The sequence below is a fragment of the Planosporangium mesophilum genome, from assembly GCF_016863255.1.
Classification (GTDB): Bacteria; Actinomycetota; Actinomycetes; order Mycobacteriales; family Micromonosporaceae; genus Planosporangium; species Planosporangium mesophilum.
In genome coordinates this window covers 219,586-235,844 of sequence record NZ_BOON01000005.1, presented here as the reverse complement: position 1 = coordinate 235,844, position 16,259 = coordinate 219,586, and the positions used below count along the sequence as shown (strand labels likewise).

The window sequence follows — 16,259 nt, the reverse complement described above, 5'->3', positions numbered from 1 at the left end:
CCTTCGCGTGTTCGGCAAGCTACTGCAGGATATTCGGCCTCACGATCGAGGTCGGGATGCTGGCAGTGCCAGCCCGCGAGACCCTGCGCGTCGCAGTCGTCCATCCGCGCCTGGAGCCTTGCCTGAGTCGCCCGATCACATGATTACCGGCGGTGGAGTTCCGACTCAACATTTGGCTCCCGATTCAGCCGCGCGATGTACAGCAACCCAGCCGTACCGCGCCGGCCTGCACAAGACCGAGGGGAGCCGTCTGGTCTCGCGTCCGACCACAGGCGACCTCACTGCCTGTATTCGGAAGGTTGAGGGGGCACTGTCCGGCGGGCGGTAGCGTTCTGCCTCGTGAGCGATGTTGCCGCAACGGCTGCACTTGTACGTGGCCTCCTTGGGCGGAGGCTGCTCGCGGTGACCGAGGCTCGCCATTGGTACGAGGGCGAGAGGGGCGGTGGCGCTGCCAGCCTGATCCACTTTTGGCTGCACTTCGAGGGCAAACCCTTCCTCATGGCTCACGGAACCGGCGACTATCTGCGTCTGGAATTCAGTGAGCCCTACGCGTCGTATGACATGCAGGAACATGGGGAGACCCGGGTGGAGCCAGCGCACGCCCCTGATCTTCTGTCCGCGTTCGTCGGCCAGCGATTGGTCGACCTCGCTCTGATCCAGGGCTATGTGTCGGAGCCTGCGGTAGGCGGCCTACGGCTGCGTTTCGAGCGCCAGGTCCTGGTGGTCGCATCGCTTGCCGATGAGTGGGTCCTGTCAACAGGGTCGATCCCGGCTGAGCTGGGGTCGTACCTGCGTGCCGGTCCTTGGTTAGGCGGTACTTCCGTCGAGCAGCCATCCGAGCAGCCAAGCCACTGAACAGTGGCGGACGATGGTGGACGTCGGCCGCAGGTCGACGACGACCAGAAACCCCACGACTACTGGTTGGCCGAGGACTCGTAATGCGTAGGTCGGCAGACGCCTTGGCTGACCTCGGGCAGGCTCGCGGAGTACAGCAGCGGAGTACAGCAACCGTGCCGGCCGCACCCGACCGCGACGAACCCCGACAAGCCCCGTGACCTCGGACGACGCCGAATCTGACCGCTCCGCCGGTAGTTCGCATCGAGGGATCAGGCCGGGCCCGTAGTTGTCGACAGCAACGGAACTAGGCCATGTGTCTTGAGCGCCAGACCGATCTCCTACGGCTGGTTTGCCGTACTCTGTCGCCGCTGTCGGCGGCAGGAGGGCCTCACGTGTACGACGCACGGGTCATTGTGGACTCGATCAGTCCGCTCCGGGTGCGGCTAACGACGATGCAGGTGACGTTCCCGCGGATCATCCTGCCTGAGTGGAACACCCACCGGGCACTGTCGCGTAACAGCCAGTCCAGCCGAGCCCGGCCGCTGGCAAAGACGATCGACGACGTGCTCGCCGATCCGTTCATTCCCGACGAGTGGGGCCGCAACCAGTCTGGGATGCAGGCCGGTAGTGAGATCGATGACCCGCATGCTGCGGAAGCGCAGTGGCGTGCAGCGCTCGCCGACATGGTCGGGCACGCGCAGGTCCTCGGGGAGCTCGGTGTGCACAAGCAACTGGTGAACCGGCTCCTCGAGCCGTTCATGTGGCACACCGTGCTGTGCACGGCGACCGACTGGTCCAACCTGTTTGCGTTGCGGGTTCACCCGGACGCGCAGCCGGAGATCCGCCGTGCCGCCCGCCTGGCGTTGCGCGCGTACCTGGACTCGTCGCCCCGCCCGGTCGGGTACGACCAGTGGCACCTGCCGTTGCTGTCAGCTGACGAGCTCGCCGAGGCTCGCCACGATCCTCAAAGGTGGCTGCCGGTCAGCACGGGCCGCTGCGCGCGAGTGTCGTACCTGACCCACTTGGGGACACGGGACCCCAATGCGGATGTCGAACTGCACGACCGGCTACTGGACAGTCGCCACCTAAGCCCGTTCGAGCATGTCGCCCGGCCGCTGCACCCGGCCGAGGGCGGCGCGGACGGGATGTCGGGCAACTTCCGCGGCTGGCACCAGTACCGCAAAGACGTCCCGTTCGAAGGCGACTACGCCGCAGCGCTCGGCCTCGACGACCTCACCGAGTTGTTACTGGCCGCGTAGGCGGCCGCGCACGCGAAGCAGCCCCGTGCCTCGACGGGAAGTCCATCGAGGCACGGGGCCGATTCACGTTCAGGTCCGGCGCCGCCGGCCCGGTGGCCAGGCCTAGCGGTCCAGCGTCGGGTAGTCGATGTAGCCGCGCTCACCCGGCGTGTAGAACGTGTCCGAGTCGGGCTCGTTGAGCGGAGCGCCGAGCTCCCAGCGGCGGGGCAGGTCGGGGTTGGCCAGGAAGGCGCGGCCCACGGCGACCAGGTCGGCCAGGCCGTCGTCGAGGATCTCCTTCGCCGCGTCCTGCGTGGTCACCGACGCGAAGCCGTCGTTGGCGATGAACGGGCCGCCGAACCGGCGGCGCAGGTCCACCACCAGGTCGCTCGCCGGGTCCGCGAGCGCGTGCAGGTATGCCAGGCCGAGCGGCGCGATCGCGTCGATGAGCGCGCCGTACGTGGCCGCCACGTCGGCCGGGTCGGTCTCCAGCACACCCTGGATGTTGTGCGCCGGGGAGATCCGGATACCCACCCGCTCCGGGCCGATCGCCTCGGCCACGGCGCGCGTCACCTCGACGACGAAACGGGCCCGGGCGGCGGGGGAGCCGCCGTAGGCGTCGGTGCGGGTGTTGCTGGACGGGGCGAGGAACTGGTGCAGCAGGTAGCCGTTCGCGGCGTGCAGCTCCACCCCGTCCAGTCCCGCGTCGACGGCGTTGCGGGCCGCGGTCACGAACTCCGCCACCACGTCGGGCAGCTCGTCGGTGGCCAGCTCCCGGGGCACCGGGTACGGCTGCATCCCGTTCGCGGTGAAGATCTCGTCGGGCGCGGCGATCGCGCTCGGCGCCACCGACTCCAGGCCGCCCTTGTTGTCCGGGTGGCCGATCCGCCCGGCGTGCATGAGCTGCATGATGATCCGACCGCCACGCTCGTGTACCGCGTCCGCGACGGCCCGCCAGCCGCGCACCTGCTCGGCGGAGTGGATGCCGGGGGTGTTGGCGTAGCCCTGCCCCACGGCACTCGGCTGGGTGCCCTCGGTGATGATCAGGCCCGCCGAGGCGCGCTGCGCGTAGTAGGTGGCGGTGATGTCCTGCGGTACGCCGTCGGCGCCCGCCCGGTTGCGGGTCATCGGCGCCAGCGCGATCCGATTGGCCAGCTCGATCTTGCCCAGGGTGAACGGGTGGAACAGGGTGCTCATCGTCTCTCCGGTCGTCTCGGCTGCGGGGCGCCCAGGGGGGGTGGTGCGGCGCCCAGTGTTGATCAACTCTGCGTGTGGTGTGGCCATTCCCCGGCACGCATCCGCGTGGCCTACGTCATGCCGATCCGATCGGGCATGCCGTCGGCGGAGACGGATTGTGAGGGCCAACACGCTTGCCCGAACCATCGCCGGATGTAACCTTTTGCCGTTTCTGGGTAACTGAAAGTTACGTGTACAGAACGCGGCGGCGAAGGGATGTCCTCCGGCCGGCAGAGTCAGGACATACAGGGGAACGATGAGCTTCAAGACACCAGACCAGATCGCGACGGCAGCGGTGAACGCCGGCGTCGCGAAGGCAAACCTCACGCCCGACCGCATGCTCGCCGGAGGGATCCTTGCCGGCGCCTACATCGGCTTCGCCGGGCTGTTGAGCGTCGTCGTCACGGCCGGGCTGAAGACCGAAGCCTGGGGCAACCTGCCCACGCTGATCTTCGGCGCGGTCTTCGCGACCGGCCTCATCCTGGTCGTCATCGCCGGGGCGGAACTGGTCACCGGCAACATGGCGCTGTTGCCGCTGGCGCTGACCTCGCGCCGCGTGAGGGTCGGACGGGCCGCGATGAGCCTGGTGATCGTCACTGTCGGCAACCTGATCGGCGCGTTGCTGGTCGCCTACCTCCTCGCGGTGAAGACCGGAGTCATCGGATCCGCACACTCGGCTGCCGGCACTGCGGGTGCGCTCACCTTCGCCAAACTCGCCGCCGTCGCCAAGGGCAAGGCGGTGGCCGAGAACGGTCTGCAGATCTTCCTTCGCGCGATCGGCTGCAACTGGCTGGTCTGCCTTGCGGTCTGGATGGCCTACGCGGCCGAGGACATCGCGGGCAAGATCCTGGCGATCTTCTTCCCGATCATGGCGTTCGTCGCGCTCGGCTTCGACCACGTCGTCGCCAACATGTTCTTCCTCCCGGCGGCGATGTTCGCCCACGTGCCGGGTGTCAGCGGCGGGGAGGTCGTACACAACCTCGTCCTCGCCTTCCTCGGCAACGCGGTGGGCGGCGGGTTGTTCGTCGCCGGGTTCTACTGGTTCCTGTACCTGCGCGGCCGGCCGCGGGTCACGACTCCCGAGGGTGTCGAGGTCACACCGGCTTCGGAGGCGCGCAGTGAGGCCGGCGCGCACGCCGCCGGTCCGCGCTGACGCTCAGCTACTCACCATCCGGTTCCGGTGGCGTCCAGCGCTCGCCCGCGAAACGGGCGAGGGCGTGTTCGAGCTCCGGCGGGACCGGACCCTCTCCCAGTGACCAGATCGGGAACCAGCCGGAGCGGTTGACCCGGATCCGACGGCCCGCAGCCGAGGTCGGCGACAGCCGCAGATGCAGCATGCGTTGATCGCTGCGGGGACCGCCGATCGGGGGTTCGAAGTCGCGTACCGCCACCTGCGCCACGTCCGACCATGGCAATTCGAAGTGGCGCCGTCTGGTCGTAACCCGGATGGACTGTCTGTCGAGGTACATCTCGGCTCTGCGCCGGGCAGTTGGCGGCGCGACGAGGTCGAGGATCAGGGGCAGGATCACGAAGAAGCCGACGGTCAGCCACGCCCCCTGCTCGCCCCAGCCATGCTCCGTCGTGATGATGATGATCCATATCAGGGCGAAGGACCACGGTAGGACGTAGTTCCTGGGCTGGCCCCGGCGCAGCAGCATCCCGGTGTATCCGTGGAACCGGACCGCCTGCGGCTCCTCCTCCGGTGCCAGGGCTGACGTCACGGGTGCTGCGCTTTGCTCGGCGATACCCGACGTCGCGGCGAGCCGCGCCTGCAACCGCGCGTGCCGGAACTGGTACACGCCGCCGACCTGCCGCAGCACGCCGGCCCGCCGGGCGTCCTCGAGGAACGTCAACACCGACCACGGCAGGCGACCGGTGCCGGCCAGCGCGACCTTCGCCAGCAGCCAACGACTCCACGGGCTGAGCAGCAGTACCACCGCGGTGGCGCCGGCGCCGCCCACCAGGACCGTCCCCAGCGCGGACGGCAGACCGGCGATCGGGGCGATGAAGGCGGCCGCGATCGCCCCGACAGCCGGGCTGACCAGTAGTACCCCGAGTACCGTGCTCGCCTGCTCGCCCCGCAGCAGTGCCCGGGGGCCGGCCACCCGCGCGCTGTTACCGGGCATGCCCACCAACAGCACCAGCAGCCCGGGGAGGGTGAGCCCCAGCGCGAGCGCCGGCTGGTCGCGCAGCAGGAACATCACCAGCGGCGCCAGCAGGAAAATCAGCGCCACGGGACCCGGCACGTGCGCTCGCCGCCGGCCGAACAGCCTGGCGGGTCGGCGTGGCAGGTCGCCTTTGCCCAGCAGCGCCACCTGGGCGATCATGCCGCCCATGAGCCCGAACATCAGGGCCATCGTCGAACCGACGGCGACCGTGAACGCCTGGAACGGGTCCGATCCGGCGTACCAGGTCGTGAGCGTGTTCATGGCCCACATCAGCAGGAAGTAGGTGACTATCAGCACCGGCGCCTTGAGTACCGAGGGGAGCTTCGCCCGGTGCAGCTCCCACCAGCCGAGCTCCCTGGTATGCAACCGGGTCAGGTGGGCGGCCAGGAACCCCAGCCACCGCCGCGCCCGGTCCGGTCCCCAGTCGCGTACCGGCCGTGGCTGGTCCGGTGAGGGTGGACCGGTTCGGAAGACGGCCGGGATCAGGGCATCGAGCAGATGCCGCTCGATCGTCGCCGGATCGGGGAAGAGTGCCTCGTCGACGAGCTCGGCTGGATTCGCCGTCGGTTCGCCGTACGCGGTCCGGGCCAGCCAGAGCATCAATGGTGACGACAGCGCCGTGGCCAGCGGGCCGTCCGGGTGGTCGGCGAGCGCGGTCAGGACCGGCTCCCACCGGCCGGACCGCTGTGGATGGGAGGTCGCCCGCAGATGCTCCGCGGCGGTCGCCGCGGGTACGGGTTGCGCCCTGATCACCGCCGCGGACCGCAGGACGTCGTGATCGGTGACCACCTCGGCGTACTCGGCGGTCCGCGAGGTGAGGATCAGTGGCGTGCCGTCGGTGAGTGCCCGGTTGAGCCCGGTCAGGGCCTCGGCTCTGACCGGTTGCGGCAGTTCGTCCAGACCGTCGACGACCGGGATCAGACGGCGGTCGCGGACCAGCTCGCGGATGCGCTGGCGGTCCAGCGCGTCACTCTCACCGGCGTACTCCTCCCGGACGCGCCGGGCCAGCCAGGTGTCGAAGTGCTCTCTCCGCGGATCCCAGGACGCCGCCAGCAGGATGACCGGGACCGGTTGCTCGGTTCCGCGGGTACGCAGGAGCTCCAGGGTGAGCATGACCGCCAGCGACGTCTTGCCCGCTCCCGGACCGCCGAGGATCACCAGCCGCCGCTCCGGCAGGGCGCGGAAGGCCGCGGCCAGGTCGGCGAGCCCGTTGCCGGTACCGCTCAGATCGCCGCCGACGTTCTGCCGGTGATCGGCCAGGCCCCAGTCGGCGACCCAGCGCACCGCGAGCTTCGCCGTACCCGACAGCCCGCGCATACCGGCCTCGTCCCGCCACTGGGCATGCACCACCCGAGCCAGTTCGCGGGCGGCGCGATCCTGCGGCGTCTCACCGGGAACGCCGTGGAAGTGGATGTCACCGACGTCGCGGGCCTGGATGACGTACGTCGCCTGGCCGGAGAAGACGTTGTGGACGCCCTCCTGTTCCCCGGGCATGACCATGGCCGGCCGCTAGGAAGTGGTCGGCGGTGGGGTGGGTGTACCGATATTGATGTCGCCCACGTCCCCGGCCATGATGACCGTGGTCGCCGTACCACCCTTGAACTCGTTGTGTACGCCGCCGGTGGACTGAAGCCGGGCCGCCCGGGTTCGCCATGCGGCCAGTGCGGACGCGAAGTCCGGGTCTGACGCGCTCTGTTCCGCCAACAGCCGGGCCAGCCGTCCGGCGGTCGCGCGATCCGTCGGGGTCGCCTCCAGAGCGGCGAGTTCGGTCGTACCGGAAGAGCCGGGGATCCGCCGCACCAGCCTGGTCAGGGCGGTCCACACCTGCCGGCCCAGCTCGCCGCTCGCCGCGCTGGCCGCCGCGACCAGGACGGTTACAAGCGTCGGATCCATGTGACCTCCGCCGATTCAAGGTGTGCCGAGACCGCCACCCGCCGTACCAAGGTATACATGGATCGCCGTCGTTGGTTGCCCGCTGCAGGAAGGCGACTCCGGCCCACCACAATGGGATCTCGGTGATCGCGAGCCATCCAGTGGGCGCCATGAAGAACAGGCACATGACCGTCAGGGCGACCGGATCGTTCCGGCGGCGCAGGCGGTAGCGGGCCACGTTGACGGCCGCCTCGCGTGCTCGCGGGTCGTCGGACGGCTACACCGGTCGGCGGCCCGCACCGCGCGTACCGCTCTTTGCCGGTCAGCGGCTGCTCGGTTTGCCCTCAGGCCGTTTTCTGGATCGTGCGGTACATGGCCTCGATCCGCGCCGCGAGCGTGACCTCGCCGTTGGAGAGCGCCTCGCCCTCGGTCGTACACAGTTTGATCTGCGTGTGCCCGTCGAGCCGGCGGATCTGCGGGCGCAGTTGGAGCGTGTCAGCCACGATCTTGATGTGCTCGGCGAGCGCCGCGTGCTGCGTGTCGTCGAGTCGGAGCGTGCGATGGAACTCCCGGCCGGACCGGGTCCACCCGTCGAGCAGGCTCAGCGCATCGTCGAGATAGTCGACGCGATTGGCGCCCCGGCGAACGCGCATTATCCCACCTCTCGGGCTCCGAAACCGGCTCGTGGCCGAATTGAAGCCTGCTCGTTGCTTTTTGTGTCTGCAAGTCTGCCCGTGGCCACATGGTGTGTCGACGGCCACACTTACCCCGTGCGTTGTCCTACCGGACCGTACTTTTGCCCGATCAGACGACGCGTCTGGCACTCTTGATGCCCGTGACCAACGAACGGCCCATGCAACTGGTTGTGGTCGGAGCGGCCATCATCTCCGGCGGCCGGGTACTCGCCTGCGCCCGCTCCGACCAGCCGGAGTCGGCCGGTCACTGGGAGTTCCCAGGCGGGAAGGTCGAGCCGGGGGAGGACGACGTCTCCGCACTCATCCGCGAATGCCGGGAGGAGCTGGGCGTACGGATCGACGTGGGACCCACCGTCGGGCCGGAGGTACCGCTGCCGGGTGGTCGGGCGGTGCTGCGGGTGTACACCGCTCGGCTGTGCGGCGACGCCGCGCCCCGGCTGACCGAGCACGCGGAGATGCGGTGGCTGGCCGCCGACGAGCTGTCCGACGTGGCATGGATGCCGGCGGACGTACCGATCGCGGAGGCGCTGCGGCCGCTGCTGGCAGAGGGCGCGTCCCCTTCCCGCTGATCACGAACTTCCTCCGTACCCCGGCGCGGAGAACGTTCCGCGATCATGGAAGCGGGGAATGATCAGCCTATGACGGACCTGACGTACCCGGAGGTCGGCGCGACCCGCGGCGACCGGTTGCCGCCGGGGTACCGGCACGTGCGGCGGCACGAGCGGCTGGGTACCGGCGCCGAGGCGTTCCGGCTGGTCGTGGCCGGCCTGCGGACCTGGGACATGCAGCGCCTGGCCGGCCTGCGGGTACGCCAGTCGCCGCCGCCCTCGGTCGGCCTACGGGTGACCATGTCCCTGCCCGGCCTGCGCATCCCGTGCCAGGTGGTGTGGGTACTCGAGGAGGAGCGGCGGTACGGGTACGCGTACGGCACGCTGCCGGGGCATCCGGAGAGCGGCGAGGAGGCGTTCGTCGTCCACCTGGACGAGGCCGACCAGGTGTGGCTCGATCTGCGGGCCTTCAGCCGACCGGCCCGCTGGTACACCCGGCTGGCCGGCCCGGTGGGCTGGCTGGCCCAGGACCTGGCCACCCGGCGGTACGTGGGGGCGCTGCGGCGCCTCGCCGGCGGGCCTTCCGCATGATCACGGAGACTTTTCCGTGCTCCAGGACGGAAAAGTCTCCGTGATCATGGTGAGCGGGTGGAGTGCCCCGGTCAGTGCTCGTCGGGGCGGTTGGGGTGCTGGTAGTTGATGTCGGTAGCCGGCATCGGGAACTCGACGTCGTCGCCGAACGGCGACTGCGCTCCGGCGAGCTGCCCGGTGAACTCGGTGACCGGCAGCTTGCCGTCCGGACCGACCGGGGCGGCATGGCCGGCCGCCGCCTCACGGTGCCAGTTCGCGCTGATGTCGCCCTGGGCGCCGTGTGCCGCGGCCTGTTCGACCGGCGTGTCGGCGGTGCCCGCGTTCGGCCGGGGGGCGGTGGCGACGCCCGCGGTCGCGTACCCGGCCGGCTTGTCGAGCTGCTCGCGGCGGAAGATCTTCGAGCCGAGCCAGGCGATCGGATCGTATCGGCGGTCCACCGCACGCTCCTTCATCGGGATGATCGCGTTATCCGTGATCTTGATGTGCTCGGGGCACACCTCGGTGCAACATTTGGTGATGTTGCAGTACCCGATGCCCTGCTCCTCAACCGCCGCGTCCTTGCGGTCGGTCCGGGTGTCGAGCGGGTGCATGTCCAGCTCGGCCGCCCGGATGAAGAATCGGGGGCCTGAGAACGCCTGCTTGTTGTCCTCGTGGTCACGGATGACGTGGCAGACGTTCTGGCACAGGAAGCACTCGATGCACTTGCGGAACTCCTGCGAGCGCTCCACGTCGATCTGCTGCATCCGGTACTCGCCCGGCGCCACATCGGCCGGCGGTGCGAACGCCGGCAGTTCCCGGGCCTTCTGGTAGTTGAAGGACACGTCCGTGACCAGGTCACGGATCACCGGGAAGGTGCGCAGCGGGGTGACCGTGACCGTCTCCTCCGGCGCGAACGTCGACATCCGCGTCATGCAGCCCAGTCGCGGTTTGCCGTTGATCTCCATCGAGCAGGAGCCGCACTTGCCCGCCTTGCAGTTCCAGCGGACCGCGAGGTCGGGCGCCTGGGTGGCCTGCAGCCGGTGGATGATGTCGAGGACGACCTCGCCGTCGTTGACCTCGACCTGGAAGTCCTCGAGCTGACCGCCGTTGTCGTCACCGCGCCAGACCCGGAAGTTGCGCTGCTCGCCCATCACACATCACCCTTGTCGGCTCCGCCGACAGCGGCGGAATTCGAGGCTGAGCCACCCGACGCGGCGACGCCTTCGGCGGCCGCGTCGAAATCCGCCAGTTCCTCATCGGTCAGGTACTTGGCCAGCTCGGCCCGATCGAACAACCGCATCAGCTCGGAGCGCATCGTCGGCAGCGCCTTGCGCTCCAGGCGTACGTCCTCGCCCTGCAGTGAGCAGACCAGGTTGACCCGGCGCCAGTCCGGGTCCATCTGCGGGAAGTCCTCGCGGGTGTGCCCACCGCGCGACTCCTCCCGCTCCAGCGCCGCCTTGGCCGTGCACTCCGAGACGGCGAGCATGTTGCGCAGGTCGAGCGCGAGGTGCCAGCCGGGGTTGTACCGGCGGCCGCCGCCGACGCCGACCTTCTTGATCCGCTCCTTGAGGTCGGCCAGCCGGCCGAGCGACTCCTCCAGTTCGGACCTGCGCCGGATGATGCCGACCAGGTCGTTCATCACCTGCTGAAGCTCACCGTGCACGGTGTACGGGTTCTCGCCGCCCTCGCCGCGGCCCAGCGGGGCCAGCGCGTTCTCCACGGCGGCGTTGAGGGTCGCGGCCGGTACCTTGACCCGCTTCGTGGTCTCGTCGGCGCACCTGGCCGCGTACTCACCGGCCCGCTTGCCGAAGACCAGCAGGTCGGACAGGGAGTTGCCGCCGAGCCGATTGGAGCCGTGCATTCCGCCGGAGACCTCACCGGCGGCGAACAGGCCGGGGACCGCCGCCGCGGCCGTGTCCGGGTCGACCTCGACACCGCCCATCACGTAGTGGCAGGTCGGCCCGATCTCCATCGGCTGCTTCGTGATGTCGACGTCGGCGAGTTCCTTGAACTGGTGGTACATCGAGGGGAGCCGCTTGAGGATGAATTCGGCCGGACGCCGCGACGCGATGTCCAGGTAGATCCCGCCGGCGGGTGTGCCCCGGCCGGCCTTGACCTCGGAGTTGATCGCGCGCGCCACCTCGTCGCGGGGCAGGAGTTCGGGCGGGCGCCGGTTGTTGTCCGGGTCGGTGTACCAGCGGTCGGCCTCCTCCTCGGTCTCCGCGTACTGCTTGCGGAACACGTCCGGGACGTAGTCGAACATGAACCGCTTGCCCTCTGAATTGCGCAGCACGCCGCCGTCACCCCGGACCGACTCGGTCACCAGGATGCCCTTGACCGACGGTGGCCAGACCATGCCGGTCGGGTGGAACTGGAGGAACTCCATGTTGATCAGCGTCGCGCCGGCCCGCATCGCGAGCGCGTGGCCGTCGCCGGTGTACTCCCACGAGTTCGACGTGACCTTGTAGGACTTTCCCACGCCGCCGGTGGCCAGCACGATCGCCGGCGCCTCGAACAGGACGAACTCGCCGGATTCGCGGTAGTACCCGAAAGCACCCGCGATCCGGCCGCCCTCGACGAACAGTTCGGTGATCGTGGTCTCGGCGAAGACCCGGATGCGCGACTCGTAGCTGCCGGTGGCCGCGTAGTCCTCCTGCTGCAACGAGACGATCTTCTGCTGGAGCGTGCGGATCAGCTCCAGGCCGGTACGGTCGCCGACGTGCGCGAGCCGGGGGTACTCGTGGCCGCCGAAGTTACGCTGGCTGATCCTGCCGTCGGCGGTGCGGTCGAACAGCGCGCCGTACGTCTCCAACTCCCAGATGCGGTCCGGAGCCTCCTTGGCGTGCAGTTCCGCCATCCGGAAGTTGTTGAGGAACTTGCCGCCCCGCATGGTGTCGCGGAAGTGGACCATCCAGTTGTCGTTCGAGTTCGCGTTGCCCATCGCCGCGGCGGCGCCGCCCTCGGCCATGACGGTGTGGGCCTTGCCGAACAGGGACTTGGAGATGATCGCGGTCTTCTTGCCGGCGAGCCGGGCCTCGATCGCCGCCCGCAGCCCGGCGCCGCCGGCGCCGATCACGACGACGTCATAGTTGTGTCGCTCGATGTTGGTCATTGGCTGCTTTCCTTGAACCCAGTCTCAGTGGAAGAAGCGCAGGTCGGAGATCCAGCCGGCCGCGACCGCCATGACGTACGCGTCGGTCAGCATCAGCGTGCCGAGGGTGATCCACGCCAGTTGCATGTGCTTGCCGTTGAGCTTCGAGACGAAGCCCCAGGCGCGGTAGCGCACCGGGTGCTTGGAGAAGTGCTTGAGGCGCCCGCCGATGATGTGCCGGCAGGAGTGGCACGACAGCGTGTACGCCCAGAGCATCACGACGTTGACGAGCAGCACGATGTTGCCCAGACCGAAGCCGAAGCCACCGCCCTTGCCGTGGAAGGCGACGATCGCATCCCAGGTGTTGATCAGCGAGATCAGCACGGCCGCGTAGAAGAAGTACCGGTGGGCGTTCTGGAAGATGAGCGGGAAGCGGGTCTCGCCCGAGTAGTTGCGGTGGCCGTCCGGTACCGCGCACGCCGGCGGTGACGCCCAGAACGAGCGGTAGTACGCCCGCCGGTAGTAGTAGCAGGTGAGCCGGAACAGCAGCAGGAACGGCAGGGTCACCGCCGCGAACGGGATGATCGGCCAGTTCGGCAGGAACCGGCCGAACTCCGCGGACTCCGGCGCGCAGCCGGTCGACACGCAGGGGGAGTAGAACGGCGTCAGGTAGTGGTAGTCGGGGACCCAGTACAAGTCCTGCATGAACGCCCGGACCGTGGCGTAGGCGACCCACAGGGTCAGCAGGGACACCGTCAACAGTGGTGCCAACCACCACCGGTCTGTTCGCAACGTCTTCGCCGCGATCGCGGCGCGCGGCCGCTGACCGGCCGGCCTCGTTGCCGTCGTCGTCATCTCTGGCTTCGCTCCCTGTGCGGGGTGAGTGATGAGGCTCGCTGTCTTCAGTCTGCCGCCGGGCCGGGGTCCAGGGGCTGAACTGCACAGACAGCCACCCCCGACCCCGTCCCAGACGTGCCGGTGCATACGTTACGCCCGATGTGAGCAAAGACACGCAAGGAATGAGTCTTGCGTCTGCTATCGACGTTCCGAAAGATCAGCGGCCATAAATAGCCACTCGTGTGCGCAAAGTCACTCGACGCGGATCGATCGCGGAGATCGCGACCCGGCCGGCGGAGCCGAAGCGGGACGCCGAGGGCTCAGCCGGAGGCGCCGCCGGTGAAGTTCCACGACGCCAGGCGTACCGCCGGCGCCACGAACGACTCGCTGCCCCAGTCGCCCGGCTGCGTCACCGTGTGCGTACCGACGTCCAGGACGGCCCCGGGCGCGAGCGCCTGCGGGTACGCCTGGGTGAACCGGAAGTTCTGCACCGGGGTCGTGATCTCGCCGTCCTCGATGAGCCACACCCCGTTGCGGGTGAGGCCGGTGATCACCAGCGGCCGCGGGTCGAGGACCCGGGTGTACCAGAAGTCGGTCACCAGCAGGCCGCGGCGCACCCCGGCGACCAGGGCCGTCACCGACAGGTCCGCGGCGGGGCCGGCCACCTCACCGGACGGGGCGCCCGGAGCGGCGGGCAGCATCGTCATCCCCAGCGGTACCGGGCCGAAGGCGCGGGAGCCCGGATGGGCGTCGCCGGTCGATTCGGTACCGGCCTGTGCGGCGGTACGCCGGTCGTGGGCGACGCTCCGGGTCACCCCGCCGGCGACCAGTTCGAACCGGCCCTTGGGGGTGCCCTCCACATCGAACGGCAGGCCGATCGCCCGCGGCGTCGTGACGTCCTCCACGAACGTCACCGCCGGGTCGAACTGCTGCTCGCCGAGGCGCGCGAACGAGCGGTTCTCCAGGAACGCCTTGCCGTTGAACCCCCACATCGCGAAGTTGCGCAGGAGGTCGACGACGGCGTCGGACTCCAGTACCACCTCGTACTGGCCGGGCGGCAGCTCCACCGGGTTCTGGCTGGCCAGGGCCTTGGCCGCGGCGCGCATGCCGAGCACGCCGCCGTCGATGTCGGCCAGCCGCGGCGACGCGAGGCGTGCCACGCCGTCGGAGGTGCCGGTACGGGCGATGCCGTCCATCGCCGCCTCGGTCGTCGCGCCGGTCAGCGAGTGGCCGGCCGAGTTGGCGAACGCGGCGCTGACGTGGTTGGTCCGGAAGTACCCGGCGGTGGTCAGTCCCTCGGCCGCCTCGACGAACCGGCGTACCCGCACCGCCCGGTCCGCGGGCGTCGCCGCCACCGTGGCCTCGTCGACGTTGCCGCCGGTCACGGCCGGGCTCGGCGGGGTCAGCCCGGGCCAGCTCGGGTCGGGCGGGCTCAGCCGGGTCGCGGCGACGGTGCGCTCGACCAGGCTGCGCAGCCCGTCGCCGAGCTGGGTGCTCGAGCCGACCGCGGTGCGCCCGTCGGCGTGCAGCCGCAGCCGTACGTGGGTGATCACGTCCGCCACGTTCTGGTGGATGTACGAGTTGGCGAACCGGGTCAGCGCCAGCTCCCGGCGCTCGACGAAGACCTCGGCCTCGGCGCCCGGCCCGGCGACGTCGCGGACCAGCTCCAGTACCCGACCCGCGATGTCGAGCTCTGTGTCCACCTGGGTCGTCATCCCCGCACCCCTACTCGTACGTTCGTGAAACGCGCCGGAGCGGCCGGGTGGCCGGTGTGGCCGACCTGGCCGGGCTGGCCCTTGCCGCAGTTGGGGGTGCCCCACGCGACGATCTCCGACGAGAGCATGTCCATCGATCCCCAGAACCGCGGCCCGATGCCCGTGTACGTGGGGTTGCGCAGCATCCGGCCCAGCCGGCCGTTCTTGACCTCGTACCCGACCTCGCAGCCGAACTGGAAGTTCAGCCGCTTGTCGTCGATCGACCAGGAGCGGTTGACGTCCATGTACACGCCGTCGTCGGTCGCGGCGATGATCTCCTCCAGGGTGTGCGGCCCGGGCTGGAGACCCACGTTGGTCATCCGCACCATCGGCAGCCTGGCCCAGCCGTCGGCCCGTACGCTGCCGGCGTAGTCCAGGCCGGCCACGGCCGCCGAGTCCCGGCCGGCGAGCACGCCGACCCAGAGGCCGTCGCGCACCGCGTGGCGCGGCGCGGCCGGGGTGCCCTCGTCGTCGTAGCCGAACGAGCCCAGCGCGCCGGGGATCGTCGGGTCGATGGTGATGTTCATCAGCTCGGAGCCGTACCGGAGGTTGCCCAGCTTCGCCAGGTCCAGCCAGGACGTACCGGCGAAGGCGGCCTCCCAGCCCAGGATGCGGTCCAGCTCGATGGCGTGCCCGACCGACTCGTGGATCTGCAGCGCCAACTGCTCGCCGCCGAGGATCAGGTTGGTCTCGCCCTGAGGGCACAGCGGCGCGGTGAGCAGGGCCTTCGCCTCGTCGGCGATGCGGGCCGCGTGCGCGCCCAGGTCGATGGAGTCGACCAGTTCCCAGCCGCGGGTGCCGTACTGGCCACGGTACGACGGGTACGAGCGGCGCTGCGTCTCGTCCTCGCCGACCACCGTCGCCGCGATGCCCGCGCCGCACTCCCGTACGTGCTGGTCGATGCGGTGCCCCTCGGAGGAGACGAACCACTTGCGGGTGTCCCAGATCTGGTAGATGCCCTCGGCCACGTCCGCGCCGTGCTTGTGCGACTCGGCCGTGGCGTTCGCGAGCAGGTCGCCCTTGTCGGACAGGGCGACGCCGAGTGGGTCGATCTCGCACGGGCTGGCCCACGAGTCCACGCTCGCCACCACGCTGACCAGGTCGACCGCCGGACCCGGCACGCTGGTGCTCGCCTTGGCGATCTCGGTGGCGCGGGTGCCGGCGTGCCGCGCGGCGGCGTCGGACAGGTCGGGGACGGCGAAGAACCCCCAGCTCGAACCGACCAGCGCGCGGACCCCGATGCCGGCGTCCTCGTTCTGGCTGAGCTCCTCTATCTCGCCGTTGCGGGCGTTCATCGACTCGTACCGTCGATGCATCACCCGGGCATCCGCGTACCGGGCGCCGGCGGCCAGTGCCGCCTCGACTGCCACGGTCGCTGCGTCGAAGTGGGTCATGATTCGACCCTATGCACGG

Annotated in this window: 14 protein-coding genes; 5 read left to right on the top strand and 9 right to left on the bottom strand. The window is 69.7% G+C overall.

Annotation, left to right across the window (positions count from 1 at the left end; translation table 11 throughout):
* Positions 1 to 339: 339 nt before the first annotated feature.
* Both Pme01_RS03590 and Pme01_RS03585 read left to right on the top strand, forming a co-directional pair.
* Positions 340 to 855 carry a hypothetical protein gene (locus Pme01_RS03590; RefSeq protein WP_168112676.1) on the top strand — a complete coding sequence of 172 codons (516 nt, stop codon included), beginning with the start codon at positions 340 to 342 and terminating at the stop codon, positions 853 to 855.
* A 374-nt stretch (positions 856 to 1,229) separates the two neighbouring features.
* Positions 1,230 to 2,096 carry an FAD-dependent thymidylate synthase gene (locus tag Pme01_RS03585; protein WP_168112677.1) on the top strand — a complete coding sequence of 289 codons (867 nt, stop codon included), beginning with the start codon at positions 1,230 to 1,232 and terminating at the stop codon, positions 2,094 to 2,096.
* 102 nt (positions 2,097 to 2,198) lie between these two features.
* Here the strand turns inward: Pme01_RS03585 and Pme01_RS03580 are convergent, their stop codons facing one another.
* Positions 2,199 to 3,272, bottom strand: a complete 1,074-nt coding sequence (locus Pme01_RS03580; RefSeq protein WP_168112678.1) for an alkene reductase — start codon at positions 3,270 to 3,272, stop codon at positions 2,199 to 2,201.
* 295 nt (positions 3,273 to 3,567) lie between these two features.
* Between Pme01_RS03580 and Pme01_RS03575 the strand changes: the two genes are divergently transcribed.
* Positions 3,568 to 4,464 (top strand): formate/nitrite transporter family protein, encoded by an 897-nt coding sequence (locus Pme01_RS03575; protein WP_168112679.1) that lies wholly within the window; start codon positions 3,568 to 3,570, stop codon positions 4,462 to 4,464.
* A gap of 7 nt (positions 4,465 to 4,471) precedes the next feature.
* On the opposite strand, the gene Pme01_RS03570 is transcribed toward Pme01_RS03575, so the two are convergent.
* The 3 genes from Pme01_RS03570 to Pme01_RS03560 all read right to left on the bottom strand — a co-directional run bounded on the left by Pme01_RS03570 (position 4,472) and on the right by Pme01_RS03560 (position 8,004).
* Positions 4,472 to 6,979 (bottom strand): NACHT domain-containing protein, encoded by a 2,508-nt coding sequence (locus Pme01_RS03570; protein WP_168112680.1) that lies wholly within the window; start codon positions 6,977 to 6,979, stop codon positions 4,472 to 4,474.
* Between the two features lie 9 nt (positions 6,980 to 6,988).
* Positions 6,989 to 7,372, bottom strand: a complete 384-nt coding sequence (locus tag Pme01_RS03565; protein ID WP_168112681.1) for a hypothetical protein — start codon at positions 7,370 to 7,372, stop codon at positions 6,989 to 6,991.
* A gap of 323 nt (positions 7,373 to 7,695) precedes the next feature.
* Positions 7,696 to 8,004 (bottom strand): 4a-hydroxytetrahydrobiopterin dehydratase, encoded by a 309-nt coding sequence (locus Pme01_RS03560; RefSeq protein ID WP_168112682.1) that lies wholly within the window; start codon positions 8,002 to 8,004, stop codon positions 7,696 to 7,698.
* Between the two features lie 200 nt (positions 8,005 to 8,204).
* On the opposite strand from Pme01_RS03560, the gene Pme01_RS03555 reads away from it, so the two are divergent.
* Both Pme01_RS03555 and Pme01_RS03550 read left to right on the top strand, forming a co-directional pair.
* Entirely contained in the window at positions 8,205 to 8,615 is a 411-nt protein-coding gene (locus Pme01_RS03555; RefSeq protein ID WP_239087996.1) for a (deoxy)nucleoside triphosphate pyrophosphohydrolase, read from the top strand.
* A 69-nt stretch (positions 8,616 to 8,684) separates the two neighbouring features.
* The gene (locus tag Pme01_RS03550) at positions 8,685 to 9,185 is read left to right on the top strand and encodes a DUF1990 domain-containing protein (protein ID WP_168112684.1); all 501 of its coding nucleotides are present in this window, start codon (positions 8,685 to 8,687) and stop codon (positions 9,183 to 9,185) included.
* Positions 9,186 to 9,256: 71 nt separating this feature from the next.
* Here Pme01_RS03550 and Pme01_RS03545 read toward each other — a convergent pair whose 3' ends face one another.
* The 5 genes from Pme01_RS03545 to Pme01_RS03525 form a co-directional block, all read right to left on the bottom strand.
* On the bottom strand, positions 9,257 to 10,315 hold the full coding sequence (locus tag Pme01_RS03545) for a succinate dehydrogenase/fumarate reductase iron-sulfur subunit (RefSeq protein WP_168112685.1): 1,059 nt from the start codon (positions 10,313 to 10,315) through the stop codon (positions 9,257 to 9,259).
* Positions 10,315 to 12,276 (bottom strand): fumarate reductase/succinate dehydrogenase flavoprotein subunit, encoded by a 1,962-nt coding sequence (locus Pme01_RS03540; protein ID WP_168112686.1) that lies wholly within the window; start codon positions 12,274 to 12,276, stop codon positions 10,315 to 10,317. Before Pme01_RS03540 ends, Pme01_RS03545 begins: the two co-directional genes overlap by 1 nt.
* A gap of 24 nt (positions 12,277 to 12,300) precedes the next feature.
* Positions 12,301 to 13,110 carry a succinate dehydrogenase subunit SdhC gene (gene sdhC, locus Pme01_RS03535; protein ID WP_168112687.1) on the bottom strand — a complete coding sequence of 270 codons (810 nt, stop codon included), beginning with the start codon at positions 13,108 to 13,110 and terminating at the stop codon, positions 12,301 to 12,303.
* Positions 13,111 to 13,412: 302 nt separating this feature from the next.
* Positions 13,413 to 14,807 carry a TldD/PmbA family protein gene (locus Pme01_RS03530; protein WP_168112688.1) on the bottom strand — a complete coding sequence of 465 codons (1,395 nt, stop codon included), beginning with the start codon at positions 14,805 to 14,807 and terminating at the stop codon, positions 13,413 to 13,415.
* Positions 14,804 to 16,240, bottom strand: a complete 1,437-nt coding sequence (locus Pme01_RS03525) for a TldD/PmbA family protein (RefSeq protein WP_168112689.1) — start codon at positions 16,238 to 16,240, stop codon at positions 14,804 to 14,806. Before Pme01_RS03525 ends, Pme01_RS03530 begins: the two co-directional genes overlap by 4 nt.
* Positions 16,241 to 16,259: the final 19 nt, after the last annotated feature.